Genomic DNA, 15,918 nt, shown 5'->3' with positions numbered 1-15,918 from the left:
GGATCGACGTGCCGGGGCGAGCCGCGGGTCTCGCCCGTCCTTCGGACCCCCACAAGGGGGAGGGTGAGAAGACCTACTGCCGCTTGTATTCACGCACCGGCGATTTGGTGCCGTCGGTGTAGGTGACCTGCACCGACATCGACTTCACGCTGTCGGCGACCTTGAAATAACCCTTGGCATCGTAGGGGATGGCGTAGGGGTCCTTCTTGTCGCAAGGCGGTATATCGAGCGACTTGTCGAGCGCGGCACCGTTCAGGCTGTAATGCACCTCCTTGATGGCGCAGCGGTAAGACAGCATCTGGGTGAAATAGACCAGGCCGTGATTGCCGCCGGAGTCGAAGGCGATCCACGACGTCCAGAACTGGTCGAGGATCTGCTTGTCACCTTGCTGCAGCGCGGCATCTGGGTCGAAGTGGATGTCGAACGGGCCGGTCTCGCGGCCCCTGATGTCGAGATATTTGATCGCGATCGTGGTCGCCGCCGTGCTGTCGGGCAGTTCAAAGCTCGGATTGGGCATCGGCTTGCCGGTGCGCTGGTCGTTGAGCGCCATCAGGCCGGTGTCGGTGAAGGGGCCGGTGTCGCCGAGACGCCAGGAGATCGCCGTCGCCGGCTCGGGCAGCGAAATGGTCATCGACCAGCCCTGGTTGGAGCGCATCGGCGTCAGCGAAGGCGCGAAGCGGGTGGGGTCGAGCACATCGCCAAGCGCCGCCAGCCGGCTGCGGCTGCGGTCCAGCCAATCGGCCAGCTGGGTCTGGTCGACGAAATATTTGAGCAGGCCGCCATCCTTTTCGTAGGATACGAATTTGGTCAGCGCCTGGGCCTCGCTGCGCTTGTCGGCCATCGTCTGGCTGCCGAGGCGGTCTTCCGAGAACTCCTGCGCCACGAGGTAGTAGGCCGGCGCGAAATCGGGATTGGCCGCGATGAAGGCATTGAGCTTGTCGAGGCGCTGCGCGTCGTCGAACTGCTCGAGATGGACGAGCTTGATCGACAGCGCCTTGCCCTTGTCTGCCAGGGCGCCAAACACCTCGCGCGCGCCGGCCTTGCCGTCCTGCACCCGAAGCAGCGTGGCAAAGCGCGTATAGGGGTCGATGGCGTCGACATCGAAGCCGGCAAAGGCGAGGTAGGAGCGGCGCGCGTTGAGCATGTCGCCGGACAGTTCGTAAACGCGGGCATTGTGGTAGAACTCATCCGGGCGCTTCGGCTCGGCGATCGCCCCGCCTTGCGCCGCGAGCTGGGCAAAGCCCTTGGCGATGGTGTCGATCGAGGCGGCGATCTGCTCGGTGGTCGCCTGCAGCTTTTCCGCTTGCACCTGCTGCTGTTGCTGGCCGGCGGCGAGCGTCTCGGTCGTCTTCTTGACCGCCTCGACGGTCTTTTGCGTCTCGGCGCCCTGAACCGTCTGCTGTTGCTGGGCGGACGCGATCTGATCGGTCTTCTGCGCCACCGTGTCGGTCGATTTCTTGACCTCCGCGACGGTCTTTTGCGTTTGCGTGACCGTCTGCTCGATCTTCGCCACTTTTTCGGAGACGATGCCGATCGACTGCTGCAGCTGCGCGATCGCCGGCACCAGGCCAGCGATGACGCCGTTCTGCGAATTGGTCTCCTGCTGCACGGCGTAGACGCCGCCGGCGACCGCCGCCGCACTGGTGGCGAACACCAGCGCCGGCAGTGCCTTGGCCGCCAGCACCAGCTTGAGCACAATGGCGATGGCAATGATGGCCGCTGCCACCGCCGCGACCAGCGCGATACAGGCGGCGAACGGCGCCAGCGGATTGAGCACGTCGCCAACGGCACCGCTGATGAAAGCGACGCTGCCGGCCCATTTGCCGGTGCGGCTGAGCGATGCCCTGATAAGCGAGGGCGCCGCGCCCCCAGCTCCGATGTCAGCCATTTGCAAGCCCCCCAGCCGCCAGATACCCACGCCCCTTCCCACAGGAAACGCGGCCTTGGCAAGGAGAGACACAGAAACGGGCGTTTTCGGGGCGGCTCAAGGCTTGGGTCCTGCGAAGGCCTCGACAATCCTGGGGCCAACAGCCATTAACCAAATGGACGCATCCGCCGCGTTACGTTAGCTTCGCCTTATCTCAGCAACAGCATCGCCAGAACAGTCCAGCCCCAGAATAGCCCAGCCCTTGTCCAACCTGCGTCCCTTCCCGCTCATCCAGAGACTTCTCGTCGCCCTTGGCCTGTTGCTGATGGTTGCCGGCTGCTCGACCACGACCCCGCCGGATCAGGTGCTGACCGTCCCCGCGCCGCCGCAGAAATATGCCGCCATCGTCGTCGACGCCAAGACCGGCAAGCAGCTGTTCGAGGTCAACTCGACGGCGCAGCGCTATCCGGCTTCGCTGACCAAGATGATGACGCTCTATCTCCTGTTCGAGGCGATGGATTCGGGCCGCGTCACCAAGGAAACGCAGATTCCGGTTTCCGAACACGCCGCCTCGCAGCCGCCGACTAAGATGCGTTTCCGGCGCGGCGAGAGCATCGACGTCGATTCCGCCATCCGCGCCATCGTCGTCAAATCGGCCAATGACGTTGCGGTGGCGGTCGGCGAGTATCTCGGCGGCTCGGAAGACCAGTTCGCCGCCATGATGACCTCCAAGGCGCGCCAGCTCGGCATGACCAGCACCACTTTCCGCAACGCATCCGGCCTGCCCGACGACAGCCAGATGACGACGGCGCGCGACATGGCGGTGCTCGGCATGGCGCTGCACACCCGCTTTCCGCAGCAGTTCCATTATTTCTCCGAAAGCGATTTCATGTTCCGCGGCAAGCTGGTGCGCGGCCACAACGACATGCTCGGCCGCGTGCGCGGCGTCGACGGCATCAAGACCGGCTACATCAGGGCCTCCGGCTTCAACATCGTCACCTCCTACAATGCCGACGGCCGCCAGCTGATCGTGGTGGTGATGGGCGCCGACAGTGCCCGCCAGCGCAACGACCATGTCGAAGCGCTGATCCAGCGCAGCCTGTCGCCCACCATGGATGCGAGCAAGACCAGGCTGATGTTCGCTGAGCAGCAGTAGGCAGCGGAGCGGAGCCACCCCTCGAAGCGGGGGCAGGCCTCGCCCAACCTGCGAGCAGCCGCGAAAAACCTGCAGTCGGCTATTGTTATGCTGTTGTCACGCAATCGTTGGGAAGCCGTGCCATAGGCTACGAAATCCGACGGTGGCTATGCACCACCCCCTTGGCGTATCGTCTCGCCTGGGGCAGTTCCTGGAGATGTAGAAAGTTTTCTGTAGGAATTGCGAGAAGGCAAGAGGCCAAGGTGTGTTGAGATTCAGGTCAGGCCGAGCCGGAGTCGAAGACGGGCGCGAAGCGACCAAACAAGGTGGTTTTCGGGGTCGCTCTTGCGACGAGCGGAGCGTACTTTTCGTACGTGAGCACCGGAAGCGCAGGAAGCCGCCGTTTGCAGGCCGGCCTCACCTGAATATCAGCACACCTTAGCGCCACAGCAGGAGCCAGCACCATGAGCACCGTTCCCAAGGCAGCCGACCAGAAGGCGGCGGACAATGAGAACGACAGCGGCGGCGAATATTTCGAGGCGCCGATCGCGCAGGAGGATCTGCACGAGGTTTCGGACGAGCATTTCGACACGCCCGAAGTGCCGGACTCCGAACCATCAGCCCCCGGCGCGTCGCGGGTAAAGCCGAGGAAAAAACCGTCGGCGATCTCGGGCCGCAAATTCCGCAAGCGCGACCTGGTGCGCATCGACACGCTGCGCCCGAGCCTCGCCGACCGCATTCGGTCCGATCATCCGGACCTGCCCAAGGGCGCCCGCGTCAGCCGCGAGGAGCTCGGCCGCTACCGCATGCGTTACATGGAGGAGCTGCTGCAGCAGGAGCACGGCGAATTCTCCGAGCTCGACCGCCAGGTGGTGGAATCGATCGCCAGGCAAGACACGATTTCCGAAAACTCGGAGGAGGAGTTCGAGGAGCACCGCACGTTCCCCGACCGCGTCTCCGACAATATGGCCGCCTTCGGCGGCAGCTGGTGGTTCCTGATCTCGTTTGCCAGCGTGCTGCTGGTCTGGATCGGCATCAACCTGTTCGAGGGCATGGGTGGCGGCTTCGACCCCTATCCCTTCATCCTGCTCAACCTGCTGCTCTCCTGCATCGCCGCCATCCAGGCGCCGATCATCATGATGAGCCAGAAGCGCCAGGAGGTGAAAGACCGCCTGCGCTCCTTCAACGAATACCGCGTCAACCTCAAGGCCGAGCTCGAAGTGCGCCACCTGCACGAAAAACTCGACTACCTCATCTCCCGCCAATGGACACGCCTGGCCGAGATGCAGCAGATGCAGCTCGAGGCCATGCAGGAGCTGGCGGGCGCGAAGAAGGCCAAGCGGACGGTGCGCGGGGCGAGACGGAGGACGGTGAAGGGTGAGGCGGGGTAGTGAGCGGCTTGGGTTCCTCGCCCCACGAAGTGGGGTCCGAAGGACGGGCGAGACCCGTGGCTCGCCCCCGGCAAGGTGGCTCGGCGAAGCCGAGACGGATAGGGGAGCGCCATCTGCAATTGCCCGCACCTGTGAGAATACCAACTCGCCCCCTCACGAGCTGGCTGCACAGCCAATCGCCAATTGCCCGTTGAAGCCCGCGCCGGCTTCCGCTAAGAAGCCGTGACTTGCCGGTTCACCGGCTGGTTCGTTTTCCGGATAGCTGATCCTGAAAGCACCCGTAGCTCAGCTGGATAGAGCGCTGCCCTCCGAAGGCAGAGGTCACAGGTTCGAATCCTGTCGGGTGCGCCAAGCCTTTCACTACTTGGCTGAGGAGCCTCCCGGAGCCTCCGCTTTCACGCAAGTGACAAACATTGCCGGTGGATCACTAGGGCGCAGCAGCGTCAGGCGGTCCAGTTAGTCAAATGTGGTCGTACGGCATTTTCGCAGAAATCGCGAAAGCTCAGCACGTTGGAGTGGCCATCGTACTCGGTCTCCTTTGCTTTCCGAAGACTCTCAGGGATCACTAACGATACGCCGATTGACGCCATATCCTCGATCACGCTGCCGGCGATGTTTTCATCGACGGTGGTCAGGAATAGCGGACGTGATCCCTTCTCGCGCTCGACCTGTTTCCAGCGCTCACGCAGCGTTGTTTTCGCGCTGAGGATCAGGCCGGTTTCAGAGCCGGCTTTGCCGCTGTCAATGAACGCCAGTGATGGCAAGATGAAATCCGGTCGCTTTTTCGAGGCCAGGATCACCTGTTTTTCGAACGGGATATTTCCATCGCCCAGCATCGCCTCGATATGATGCTCGTACGAATAGCCCGCCCGCGACTTTCGCTGCTGGCTAGCTGAGAGCATCAGCGCATCAATTGACGGAAGTTCGTCAATCAATTTGCGAATGATTGCACTGGCGCCGACTTCCTTCGGTTCATCCCCCAGCACCAGCCTGACCAGTTCGACCGATCGCTCGCGGCGCTGGTATTCGCGAAACAGATCCCACTCGATCATGCGGCTGATTTCGCGCAGGACATCTCCTGGCGCTTCCAGTTTGAACGGATTGATCGTCTCCAGCCTGTATTTGCTGAGAAAGGAATTGCGCGCCATGCGTGCTAGGTCGATGGTCGGCGGCATCGAAGCGTTGTCGTGCGCGAAGCTCGTAATGTTCCCGGCAAGCCAGGCTGCGATCACCTGCTCAGCAAAGTCCAGGATACGTTCGAGCTCCGCTTTCTTGCGTTCGTTCGGCTCGAAAATGTCAATCAGGAAATCAGGTTGAAGATTGAGAATATCGGCCAGAAGCGTTGCTTCATCGCTGTCCGAGTCGATGGTCAAGCATTCGAAGAACGTTTCCTTTCTGTCATTCATGCGGCCCATGACCAGAAAGGAGGCAGGCAGAAGGTCGGCAAAGGCCGGCTTCGGTACCCGCGTGAGGTGAGTTTCCTGTCCCTTCCTTGTATAATGGACGAGGCGGGTATCCTCCCGTTCCTCAACTCCGGACTGTGGCCATACGGTGCGGAAAAATACTTCCCGAATTTCATCACCATCTGCTCCTGCGCGATCCTTTACCTGAAGCGGCGGGAAGAATCCGCTATCACGCTGTTCGTGAGGAATATAGACGCCGGCTTGATTGTTCTTGCGCTTGCCCGGGATGACGCGCCCGTCGTCATCAATCTTCTCGTGTGCCCATTGGCGATCATTGTTTGAAAGCTTTTTGATCAAAACGAGGTCGGCCTTTTCCAGCAGCCTCGTCAGAAGATCGGCATCGGCACCTGACTGTTGAAATGCAAATCCTGTCTGTGTGATCATGCCGTCCCTCTGATTTCTCCTGTTTGCTCGCTCCCCTTAAGCCACTCCCCGATCCGTTGCAGCACCGCGTCAAGCTGAAGGCGCGTTCGCCCCTTGAGAGCGCATTCCCACACGACCATCTGGCGCCATCCACTTTCCGCCAATGCGGCGCGCACGGCTTGGTCGCGAGCGACATTGGCGGAGATCTTTTTCAGCCAGAACTCTGGCCGTGTGGAAGGCATTTTAAAAAGATGACAATCATGTTGGTGCCAGAAGCAGCCATTTACAAAAATGGCCGCATGAAAACGCGCCAGAACCAGATCTGGTTTGCCGGCCACGTCAGCAGCATGCAAGCGGAAGCGAAAGCCCATGGCATGAAGCCCGCGCCTGATCGCCAGCTCGGGCTGAGTATTCTTGCCCCTGATGCCCGACATCATCCGGCTGCGGGTTTGCTGGTCTACAACATCAGGCAACAGCCTTTACCTTCCTGTGGCCAGCGGTGTCTTTTTCCATCGCTGTCTGAAGAAAAGGCGCCATATGCCGCGCCATCGCTTCCACAACGGGGACAACAACCGCGTTGCCGAACTGGCGATAGGCCTGCGTATCTGAAACCGGAATCTTGAATTCCTGTTGGCCCGGTTTATCGAATCCCATGAGTCTTGCACATTCGCGCGGCGTCAGGCGACGGGGGTTCTTTTGCTTTTGCTTGACCAGTATCTCAGACCCGTCCTTGTGATAGCGCGCCGAAAGCGTGCGGGCCACATCACCGGGTCCAACCAGCCCGAAGCCAAATCCATTGCCCTTCAGGCGGTGTTTTTCTGCGTAATCCTGAAGATAACCCCAAAGGTGACCTGACAGCGTATAACGTGGCGAAACCTTGCCCTGATTGCCTTCGATAAAGTGCCCGTCCGCTACTTCTGATCCGTCCTCCGGATGCAAGATGGAAGACAGACGCGGGCCAGACGCGGCATCGGGCAGCTTCAGGTTGTCTAGGTTGAACTCATTCTCCTCACGGAAACCCACCAGGAAAATACGCTCCCTGTGTTGCGGCACCCATGAGCGCGCATCGACGATGCGCGTGTGAACCTGATAGCCCAAATCCTCCCGGAGCGTCTTCATGATCACATCGAACGTGCGCCCCTTGTCATGACTCTTCAGGTTCTTCACGTTCTCGAGAAGGAAAGCCTTCGGGCGATGATGCGCGATAATGCGCGCAACGTCGAAAAACAGCGTGCCTTGCATGTCGCACTGGAATCCATGGGCTCGACCGAGTGAGTTCTTTTTTGATACGCCCGCGAGCGAGAAGGGCTGGCAGGGAAAGCCTGCAAGCAGCACATCGTGCTCCGGAATATCATCCGCCTCTATCTTTGTAATGTCGCCCGCCAGTTCATGATCCATCGGATAGTTGGCCCGGTATGTCTCCTGGCTGAAACGATCCCATTCGGACGTGAACACACACTTCCCACCGATCGTCTCGAAACCACGGCGTAAACCACCGATGCCGGCAAACAGATCGATAAACGAAAACGAGGATGCGTGATTGTCGATCCGGCTATCGGCCATGATCCGCAGCAGTTCAATGGCCGACTTGCGTGGCGAGGTCTCACCGCTTTCCCACCGGTAAACCGTGCGCTCGTCAAACCCCACACACCGCGCAGCCTCCGGGATGGTCAGGCCGGCCTTTTGTCGGAGTTCCGAGAATGTATGCATGGGTGGCTCCTAGGTACAGAATCGCTGGGAACATTTATGACATGATGTCATAGGAACATAAAGAGAACAAATACAAAGGCGGGGATTAAATCCACAGGAGATTCAAAGACATGTTTCCATATAAACTTCTGACATGGAGCGGCGCTCAGTCCTAGGGCGGCCGCAGTTTTGCTGGCATCGGAATCTGCTCGAAAGGCGCTCTCGTCGACTACATTTTAAAAATGTACGAAGAATATTGCAAAGGAACGTTGCAAAAATTTGATAGAGATTCTATCTATGTGCGTAAAGGAGCAGTTCCATGCGCGACAAAAGACAAAAGTTTGTGGACCTTGCCGAAGCCCGCGTCGGCAAGGCCCTTAAAGACCTGCAACTGATAGGTAATCTGTCGAACAAGGCGGCCTACGAATTCACCGACGCTGATGTGCGCAAGATTTTCGGCGCTCTTCAGAAGGCACTCGACGGTGCGAAAGGTCGTTTCACGAAAGACGGCGAGGGCGCAAGCGGGGAGTTCAAGCTCTGATGGTAAACTCGTCCGCTGCATCCCTGCGCGAATGGCAGTGGCCTACTATGGGCGCCACGGCCGTCAATTATGGGCTCGATACCGAGATTTTCGACTCGGAGAAATTTCCGCACGTCCAGACATTTGTGCGTGAGGCAATCCAGAACAGCTTGGATGCGAGGCTAGACAAGACCCAACCGGTGCACGTGCGCTTCGGCTTTTATGAAGGAGCCGTAGGCTCGCGCGCTGATTTCCTTGGCGATCTTATTCGCCACAAACAGCTGTGCGGACTTGCTTGGCCAGACGAATGGAAAACAGGCCGGATGTCATGGCTCGTTGTGGAAGATAGCAATACGTCCGGTCTGAATGGAGATCTCGGTAGCCGCATCAGTGACTTCTGGAACTACTGGATGAATTTCGGCATCTCGAACAAGAGCGGTGCGGGGCGAGGCGGGCGTGGCATTGGACGCATCACCTTCCTGATTGCGTCGGGTATCAGTACGGTCATAGGTATCACAAGACGCGCTGGGGACGGATCGGTGGCTGCTTGCGGCATGAGTCTCCTTAAACCGGGGATGATGGCCAATGATTTCAAAAGCAGCTATGCCTACCTCGCCAAGGCCGCGTCAGGCAGCATCTACAAGCTTTATGATGACCCGGAATTTGTCCAAGAACTTGTAGAGGCCTTTTCTGTCGCCGACTATGCAGGCGCAGGCACCAGTGGACTTTCGCTGGTTATTCCGTTTCCGCATCAAACACTCGCACCCGATGCCATAATTGCCGCCGCAATCGAGCATTTCGCTCCGGCAATCATCTCGTGCAGCCTCGTCGTCGAGGTTGACAATGAGATCATAAACCACTCGACAATTGATGATCAGGCCCGGCGCGTCACTGCTGAATTTCCGGTTGGCCCAATGCGCGAAGATCCAGCGCGCCAGCTCGAACTGATCCGCCATTCAATGGATAAACCAACGTTTGTAATCAGTATCACCCGCCCCTCCGCACGGGTTGAAGAAGCTCTCTCTCCCGAGGAGCATGAGCGCTTGCGTAAGGACTTTGTCGCGGGAGATCGCCTCTGTATCGGCATCGAAGTCCCGCTGACCCGGCGCGGTGTGAAATCGGTCTCACGCCTTTGTGCCGCGGTCGCGCACACCCCAAAAGGGCGCAAGTCGATTGACCTCTTCTTTCGCGAAGGCATGAGTCTGCCTGAAGTCGAAGCGCGCCATGCGGCGGAGGTCGACCTGATCATTCAATCGAACGAAGGAGAACTGGTCTCCTATCTGAACTTCTGCGAGGGCAAGGCACATCTCGGCCTGATCGAGAACAAGGAAGTGCGTGCCAAGCTTGTCGAGAATGGTTTTCTTGATGGCTATATCGTCAAACGCTTCGTCCGCCGCCTCATGGATGAGCTTCGTGCGACGGTCCTGCCTGATGCAACCCAGCCTGACGCCAGCGTGTTCAGCGGCTACTTTTCAATTCCGAAGCACACGCCGGACACGACAAACAAGCCGGGTGGCACCGGTAACAAGCAACCCGGCGTGCCGCCACCGCCACCACCGCCATCACTTCCAAAACAGCCCAACATCTTTCTCGTTGATGAGCTACCCGACGGGTTCCGCGTGCGCGCCAACCCTGATCAGAAAAGCTGGCCCGCCAACATGCGCGCTGAGATCGTCTACGCGGACGGCTCGCGCGTGCCAAAATGGAGTGAATACGACTTCGCACTGAACGGCATGCCTATCGTACGATACGGGACGAGCGGTGCATTGGCGATCAAGAAGAACGTTTTGACCGTCCGCGACTGCGGCCCCGATTTTGCGATCGAGATCCGTGGCTTTGATGTGCGCCGGGAACTCATCACTAACGTGAAAGGGTTCCGGGATGCGTAAGACAATCCGCCTGACCGGTCGCCGTCAGCTTGCGCAGGCTGCCTTCGACTTCCGCTTCAGCGAACTCGGTGGCAGGCCCGTCGGCACCCTTGCCATATCTGATCCTGCTGCTTTGCGCGGGTTTCCCGCGACGTCAGAGATCAGGGTCAAGCTCACGGAGAACAAGCTGGTCCGCGTACTTTCGTTCGGTACGATTGCGAAGCCTGCAACCGTTGCCGATATCGATAGTGAGGTATTCAGGGCGCCATCCTGTCAGGTACGCATCGTCAATCGGGCACAGGATCGCGACGGCATGCTTCTGGGAAGTACCCGTGAATGGACCCTGACATCAGGGGGAGAGCCTGACGGCATTCTCCTGTTTCAGGCGGCTCCAATCGCGCCACGCCTGTGGTCGCTTGATATTCGCGATCAGGAGCCCCCGATCGTGTACATCGATGAAAGTATTCCTAATGCTGGCTTGTGGGCCCGGACTGATCCGGTCTTCGGTGCGTGTGTTGTGCCAGCCGTCGTCACCGAGATCATGCGCGCGATCTTAGAATCCAGAGAAGCTCCCGAAGGCGGCTGGGAAGATGACTGGATGACTTGGGTAATGGAACTGTTGCCGAACACAAAGCCGCCCTTCGGCGCTTCATATGAGGAGAAAACAAAGTGGATCGATGAACTGCTGGACGCCTTTGCGGCGCGGCACAATTTCGTGGCAGGTGCGCGCGCTGCCCTAGCACCCGCTGAGGACAAATCATGAGCACAACTTATCAATCGCTGTTCCAGCTCACGCCCGAGGGACTGCAGGTGTTCGAGCGGGTGATGACCCGCCAGCTTTCCGAGGAAGCTTTGGATCTGTCCAATCGCCGCTACGCGACGCCTGTCGAAGGGACTACCGCTTTCACGGGTGGTGAGTTTACGACGGCCAAGGAAATGGCGGTCGCTATCTGTGCGAGCTTTGAAAAAAACTCGCCTCAGAATTTCGTCGGCAATATCGGCCTCTGGGCCTGGCTGACATTCGTTCTTCTCGATAATCTATTTCCCATAACGAATGGCGCTCGCAAAATCCTCGAATACCACCGCTGGTATCCAAGCGCTCCTAATCACTGGCAGAAGGCGCAGCGTCACTTGGTTCGCATGCCTACACTTCTCTACGCGGCTTTCGGCAACGATGCGGACCACCTCATCTGCGGAAAACCGAGAACTGGTCCTGACATCAGAGAGCAGCTGACCAGCCAGCAGGACATGTTCAGCAGCAATTTCCAGCGCGTCGCAAGGGTGCTCTACTTTAGTGACGAGAATGGGACCGTCAAACGCGGTGCTGGGCTCACAAAGGGGCCCGGTATCCCGAGGAGACTGGCCGCTGTGCGCAAGCAACTCGATGTCACATGGGACATGACAGACCTGACCACGGAAAGAATTCTGGAGCTTCTACCCCCGGAGTTTGACCAGTACAAGACCGAGGCGGCATGATCGAGGCGTGGGCTCGCGCAGCAAGCCATGGCTAGCTTCTTGCTACTGTTCACGGGTGGCGCGCTCAAGTCCTGACGGCCTCACCAGTGCTGCCGAGGGCAGCGGGCACTCCAGCTTGGTGATCGGATAACCCCGTCCCGGCGCCGCCGGCGCCTCGAACTGCCCGATCGCCCATTAGCCCATCGCCATAAGCGGCAGGATCGAGGTGATCAGCGGCGGGAAGAGGTGCCGGGCGATCTCCTCGTCGTCGTAGCCGACCACGGAATGTCTTGCGGAATGTGCAGTCCGGCTTCCATAAGCGCCTCGTAGCAGCCGATCGCGGTGCGGTCGTTCTGGCAGAAGATGGCCGTTAGGGCGGGGCGGCGGAATCATGAGGACCCCCAAGAAATCCAGTCCCACCCCCTACGACGAAGGCAGCCTCGGCTCCTCCACCAGATAAAACCTGTCCTTCGGCGAAAAGTCCGTCACCAAAAACGAAAACGAAGCACTCTCTCTCGGGTCGACCTTGCCTTTGCTGAACAGCAGCCGGTCATAGGGCTCAAAATCGCGTTTGAATTCGGCGAAGCTGTCGGACTTGATCATGTCGTCCTCGCGCTGCGCCTGGTCGAAGGACAGGCCGTCGCCATAGTCGCTCGGCCTGTTCATGATCGCCTGCAGCTCGAAGCCGAATTCGATCCAGGCGTCGCCGCTGTTGTTGCGGGTGACGATTTTTAGCGGCAGGAAGCCGGTCGCGTAGTTGCCCGCCGATCCGAAGGGCTGGATCGGCCTGGTGGCGCGGATGGTCAGCGTCACCGGGTCGGCGGTGTCCAGTTCCTCGGTCACCACGATCGGGTCGGCGCGGGTTCCTGTGCCGGTGGCCGAAAGGATCCGGAAGCCGCCGAGTTCGTCGGAGAACGAGTAGGCTCCGGTCTCGAAGATCCCGCCGGCTTGCGCGCGCAGGCAGCTTGCGGCCAGCAAAGCCGCGACTACCTGCACACAGCGCAAGCCTGGACGCGTCATGGTCCGAGTATGGACGACAATTACCCGGCCGCATACTGGCCGGTTACCTGCTCGCAAACCTGCACAACAATCTGGCCGATCGTTTCCCGGCGTCTGGTTGGCCATCCATCATTGCCAATGATGCGCACGCCCCCTATTTCGCTCCCATCGATCTTGATGAGGTCCCATTCGGCCTCGTCGACAACAGAACAGGGCCTGCGACGTCAGCCCCGTCGGAGTATGTTCCAGTGTCCATCTCAGCCGCCGCAGCGTCCGCCAGTCCCGCCAATCCGCGTTCGCGTGTCATCCTGGCCAGCCTGATCGGCACCACCATCGAATTCTACGATTTCTATGTCTACGCCACGGCCGCCGTGCTGGTGTTCCCGCATCTGTTCTTTCCGGCGGGCAATGAGACGACCGCACTTCTGGCCTCCTTTGCCGTGTTCGGCGCGGCGATGATCGCGCGGCCGCTGGGCGCCATCTTCTTTGGCCATCTGGGCGACAGGCGCGGGCGCAAGATCACGCTTGTCGGCGCGCTGCTCACCATGGGCATCGCGACGTTCCTGATCGGGCTGTTGCCAACCTATCCGGTGGCCGGCTGGTTTGCGCCAGCACTTCTGGTGCTGCTGCGGCTGGCGCAAGGCTTCGCGCTTGGCGGCGAATGGAGTGGTGCGGCGCTGGTCGCGACGGAGAATGCGCCCAAGGGCAAGCGCGCGATCTATGGCACGTTTCCGCAGCTTGGCGCGCCCATCGGGTTCATCATCGCCAACGGGCTGTTCCTGGTCATCGCGGCCGCATTGCCTTCCGACGATCCGTCGCGACCTTCGCTCGACTTCCTGGCGTGGGGATGGCGCATCCCGTTCCTGTTTTCGGTCGTCATGGTCGTCATCGGCCTGTGGGTGCGCCTCAGCCTGGTTGAAAGTGCTGCCTTCGAGAACACGGTCCGCAAGGGCGAGGTCAAGAAGGTGCCGCTGGCGGCCGCGGTGAAGACGCATTGGCGGCAGCTGATCCTCGGCACCTTCTACATGCTGGCGACCTACGTGCTGTTCTACCTGATGACGACCTTCTCGCTGAGCTATGGCCGGGCGGCACCCACGGGCGCGGTTCCGGGCCTCGGCTACGACTACACGACCTTCGTGCTGATGATGATCATCGGCGTGGTGTTCTTCGGCATCTTCACCCTGGTGTCCGGCCCGTGGGCGGAGCGCTGGGGACGGCGCAAGACGCTGATCGCGATCACGCTCGGCATCATCGTCTTCGGCTTGCTCTGGGTTCCCATGCTGGCGGCGGGCACCGCCGGTGTCATGGCCTGGCTCGTCATCGGCTTCACGCTGATGGGCATGACCTTCGGGCCGATGGGCGCCCTGCTGCCGGAACTGTTCCCGGCCAGCGTGCGCTATACAGGCTCGGGCATCTCCTACAATGTCTCCTCGATCCTTGGCGCCGCCGTCGCGCCGTTCATCGCGGTGGCGCTGTGGCGCGTGGGCGGCGGCAGCCCGTTCTGGGTCGGCGTCTATCTCTCGGCGATGGCCGTGCTGACGCTGATCGCGCTGCTGATCGGGCAGGAGACCAGGGATGTCGACATCGACAGGTAGCGCTGGCGTCAAGGCGGGCGATAGCGGTCGGCGGTAGCAATCAGCCGGCTTTCACCGCCCTCACGCTCTCCCGTTCAACCAGCGGGCATTCGAGCTTGGTGATGGGATAACGCCCCCGTCCGGGCGGCGAGGGCGCCTCGAGTTGTTCGATCGCCCATTGGCCCATCGCCATATGCGGCAGGATCGAGGTGGTCAGCGGCGGAAACAAATGCCGGGCGATTTCCTCGTCGTCGTAGCCGACCACGGAAATGTCCTGCGGGATGTGCAGGCCGGCCTCCTTCAGCGCTTCGTAGCAGCCGATCGCGGTGCGATCGTTCTGGCAGAAGATGGCGGTCGGGCGGTCTTTCAGCGCCAACAGCTTCACGGTTGCGGCATAGCCGGCGCTGGCCGACCAGTCACCCTCGACCACCAACTCTCCATCGAACGGGATGTCTGCGGTGGCGAGCGCGCGCCGATAACCCTTCAGCCGGTCCTGTGCCGCTTGCATCCACGGCTCGCCGGTGATGGTGGCGATGCGGCGATGGCCGTGGCTGATCAGATGGCGGGTCGAGCTCTGGCCGCCGGCGATCTCTGAAGGCACCACGGCCGGGAAGGCGTAGTCCGCCGTGTAGCAGTTGAGCAGGATCACCGGAATGTCGAGGCTGTAGAGGAAGTCGGGCGCCGTGATCTCGCGGGTGAAGATGGTCATGTAGATCAGCGCCGAAATACCCCGCCTGGTCAGCGCCTGTATGGCGCGCGGCTCCATCACGGCGTCGCCCATGGTCTGCGCCACCAGCAGCACGTTGCCGGCATTCCAAGAGGCCTGGCGCGCGCCTTCGATGGCCACCACCGCCTCCGGGCTGGTGGCGAGCTGGTCGACGGCAAAGCCGATCACCCCGTCAAGTCCATCGAAGGCCGGACCTTCGAAGGCAGCGACGGGCTTCTGCAGCGCCGAGAAGGCAGGCGCGCTGTAGCCCAGCGCCCTTGCCGCCTCGACCACCCGATTGCGGGTCTGCTGCGACAGCCGGATGCCTGGCGAATTGTTGAGCACGAAGGATACGGTCGCCTGCGAACAGCCGGCGGCCCTGGCGATGTCGGTCATGGTGACCCGCCCCTTTGGCTTCGCCGGCGCCTTGCGGCGCTTCGCGGTTTCGATGGTTTCGCTCATTGCGTTGGTGTCCCCAATCCCCGGTCCTGTCTAGCGGCAGCCTGCCGGATCGACAAGATGACGCGGCGGCGCCGATTTATAGAAAGCACTGGGCAGTTTATATCTATTAGTAGCGTCGAGGTCCATTGCTCTTGCACGCCGGATACCAGGAAATATCCGGATTTTCGGGCCTGAAATGCCTTATGTCGAGGCTTGGGGTCGTCGGGCATATCGGCTGCGAAGCCGCAGCGATATGTCCGGATACAGGTCTGGAACTAATACTGTTTACTAATACAAAAATGCGCTGTAACGTCAATCCGTCGCGTCCGGGTCGTTGGATCCGGGAGTGCTCGTGAATGGTCTGATGGCGAGCGGGTATTGCCTCCGCTAACCTTGTAGCAGATATGTGATATGTCAGACAAATCGGACTATTTACGAAACAGGGAT

13 protein-coding genes, 1 tRNA gene and 1 pseudogene are annotated in these 15,918 nt (G+C 60.3%); 8 read left to right on the top strand and 7 right to left on the bottom strand.

Going from position 1 to position 15,918, the window contains the following annotated elements; translation table 11 throughout:
• Positions 1–73: 73 nt before the first annotated feature.
• Positions 74–1,888, bottom strand: coding sequence for a chemotaxis protein (locus tag EB235_RS02905; protein WP_027032449.1), 1,815 nt, complete (start codon positions 1,886–1,888; stop codon positions 74–76).
• A 241-nt stretch (positions 1,889–2,129) separates the two neighbouring features.
• Between EB235_RS02905 and EB235_RS02900 the strand changes: the two genes are divergently transcribed.
• From EB235_RS02900 to EB235_RS02890, 3 genes are all read left to right on the top strand, one after another.
• Positions 2,130–3,023, top strand: a complete 894-nt coding sequence (locus EB235_RS02900; protein ID WP_027032450.1) for a D-alanyl-D-alanine carboxypeptidase family protein — start codon at positions 2,130–2,132, stop codon at positions 3,021–3,023.
• Between the two features lie 443 nt (positions 3,024–3,466).
• Positions 3,467–4,393, top strand: a complete 927-nt coding sequence (locus tag EB235_RS02895) for a DUF1003 domain-containing protein (protein WP_027032452.1) — start codon at positions 3,467–3,469, stop codon at positions 4,391–4,393.
• 274 nt (positions 4,394–4,667) lie between these two features.
• A tRNA-Arg gene (locus tag EB235_RS02890) sits at positions 4,668–4,744 on the top strand.
• A 92-nt stretch (positions 4,745–4,836) separates the two neighbouring features.
• Here the strand turns inward: EB235_RS02890 and EB235_RS02885 are convergent.
• The 3 genes from EB235_RS02885 to dcm are packed head-to-tail and all read right to left on the bottom strand — an operon-like array spanning position 4,837 to position 7,929.
• Positions 4,837–6,240, bottom strand: coding sequence for a type II restriction endonuclease (locus EB235_RS02885; RefSeq protein ID WP_032925789.1), 1,404 nt, complete (start codon positions 6,238–6,240; stop codon positions 4,837–4,839).
• Entirely contained in the window at positions 6,237–6,692 is a 456-nt protein-coding gene (locus EB235_RS02880) for a very short patch repair endonuclease (RefSeq protein ID WP_027032453.1), read from the bottom strand. The genes EB235_RS02885 and EB235_RS02880 overlap by 4 nt, the downstream gene beginning before the upstream one ends.
• Positions 6,685–7,929, bottom strand: coding sequence for a DNA (cytosine-5-)-methyltransferase (gene dcm, locus EB235_RS02875; RefSeq protein WP_027032454.1), 1,245 nt, complete (start codon positions 7,927–7,929; stop codon positions 6,685–6,687). The genes EB235_RS02880 and dcm overlap by 8 nt, the downstream gene beginning before the upstream one ends.
• 298 nt (positions 7,930–8,227) lie before the next feature.
• On the opposite strand from dcm, the gene EB235_RS02870 reads away from it, so the two are divergent.
• Genes EB235_RS02870 through EB235_RS02855 form a run of 4 tightly spaced genes read left to right on the top strand, consistent with a single transcriptional unit; the run spans position 8,228 to position 11,772 of the window.
• Positions 8,228–8,449 carry a hypothetical protein gene (locus EB235_RS02870; RefSeq protein WP_027032455.1) on the top strand — a complete coding sequence of 74 codons (222 nt, stop codon included), beginning with the start codon at positions 8,228–8,230 and terminating at the stop codon, positions 8,447–8,449.
• Positions 8,449–10,317 (top strand): hypothetical protein, encoded by a 1,869-nt coding sequence (locus EB235_RS02865; protein ID WP_155256453.1) that lies wholly within the window; start codon positions 8,449–8,451, stop codon positions 10,315–10,317. The genes EB235_RS02870 and EB235_RS02865 overlap by 1 nt, the downstream gene beginning before the upstream one ends.
• A complete protein-coding gene (locus tag EB235_RS02860; protein WP_027032457.1) occupies positions 10,310–11,059 on the top strand; it encodes a hypothetical protein in 750 nt (249 codons plus the stop codon). The genes EB235_RS02865 and EB235_RS02860 overlap by 8 nt, the downstream gene beginning before the upstream one ends.
• Positions 11,056–11,772 (top strand): hypothetical protein, encoded by a 717-nt coding sequence (locus tag EB235_RS02855; RefSeq protein ID WP_027032458.1) that lies wholly within the window; start codon positions 11,056–11,058, stop codon positions 11,770–11,772. The genes EB235_RS02860 and EB235_RS02855 overlap by 4 nt, the downstream gene beginning before the upstream one ends.
• A gap of 42 nt (positions 11,773–11,814) precedes the next feature.
• On the opposite strand, the pseudogene EB235_RS02850 reads toward EB235_RS02855, so the two are convergent.
• Positions 11,815–12,122: pseudogene (locus EB235_RS02850) on the bottom strand (substrate-binding domain-containing protein); the annotation flags it as partial.
• A gap of 52 nt (positions 12,123–12,174) precedes the next feature.
• On the bottom strand, positions 12,175–12,771 hold the full coding sequence (locus EB235_RS02845; RefSeq protein ID WP_051429747.1) for a hypothetical protein: 597 nt from the start codon (positions 12,769–12,771) through the stop codon (positions 12,175–12,177).
• A gap of 233 nt (positions 12,772–13,004) precedes the next feature.
• On the opposite strand from EB235_RS02845, the gene EB235_RS02840 reads away from it, so the two are divergent.
• Entirely contained in the window at positions 13,005–14,345 is a 1,341-nt protein-coding gene (locus EB235_RS02840) for an MFS transporter (RefSeq protein ID WP_432431182.1), read from the top strand.
• A gap of 40 nt (positions 14,346–14,385) precedes the next feature.
• On the opposite strand, the gene EB235_RS02835 is transcribed toward EB235_RS02840, so the two are convergent.
• Positions 14,386–15,492 (bottom strand): LacI family DNA-binding transcriptional regulator, encoded by a 1,107-nt coding sequence (locus EB235_RS02835; protein ID WP_027032461.1) that lies wholly within the window; start codon positions 15,490–15,492, stop codon positions 14,386–14,388.
• Positions 15,493–15,918: the final 426 nt, after the last annotated feature.

The sequence above is a fragment of the Mesorhizobium loti R88b genome, assembly GCF_013170845.1.
GTDB classification, from domain to species: domain Bacteria; phylum Pseudomonadota; class Alphaproteobacteria; order Rhizobiales; family Rhizobiaceae; genus Mesorhizobium; species Mesorhizobium loti_B.
This window is presented reverse-complemented; position numbering and strand designations above follow the sequence as displayed.

Coding starts and splice junctions, on each gene's coding strand:
- EB235_RS02895 (WP_027032452.1), top strand. CDS start 3,467: ATGAGCACCGTTCCCAAGGCAGCCGACCAGAAGGCGGCGGACAATGAG.
- EB235_RS02855 (WP_027032458.1), top strand. CDS start 11,056: ATGAGCACAACTTATCAATCGCTGTTCCAGCTCACGCCCGAGGGACTG.
- EB235_RS02865 (WP_155256453.1), top strand. CDS start 8,449: ATGGTAAACTCGTCCGCTGCATCCCTGCGCGAATGGCAGTGGCCTACT.
- dcm (WP_027032454.1), bottom strand. CDS start 7,929: ATGCATACATTCTCGGAACTCCGACAAAAGGCCGGCCTGACCATCCCG.
- EB235_RS02835 (WP_027032461.1), bottom strand. CDS start 15,492: ATGAGCGAAACCATCGAAACCGCGAAGCGCCGCAAGGCGCCGGCGAAG.
- EB235_RS02885 (WP_032925789.1), bottom strand. CDS start 6,240: ATGATCACACAGACAGGATTTGCATTTCAACAGTCAGGTGCCGATGCC.
- EB235_RS02870 (WP_027032455.1), top strand. CDS start 8,228: ATGCGCGACAAAAGACAAAAGTTTGTGGACCTTGCCGAAGCCCGCGTC.
- EB235_RS02905 (WP_027032449.1), bottom strand. CDS start 1,888: ATGGCTGACATCGGAGCTGGGGGCGCGGCGCCCTCGCTTATCAGGGCA.
- EB235_RS02860 (WP_027032457.1), top strand. CDS start 10,310: ATGCGTAAGACAATCCGCCTGACCGGTCGCCGTCAGCTTGCGCAGGCT.
- EB235_RS02845 (WP_051429747.1), bottom strand. CDS start 12,771: ATGACGCGTCCAGGCTTGCGCTGTGTGCAGGTAGTCGCGGCTTTGCTG.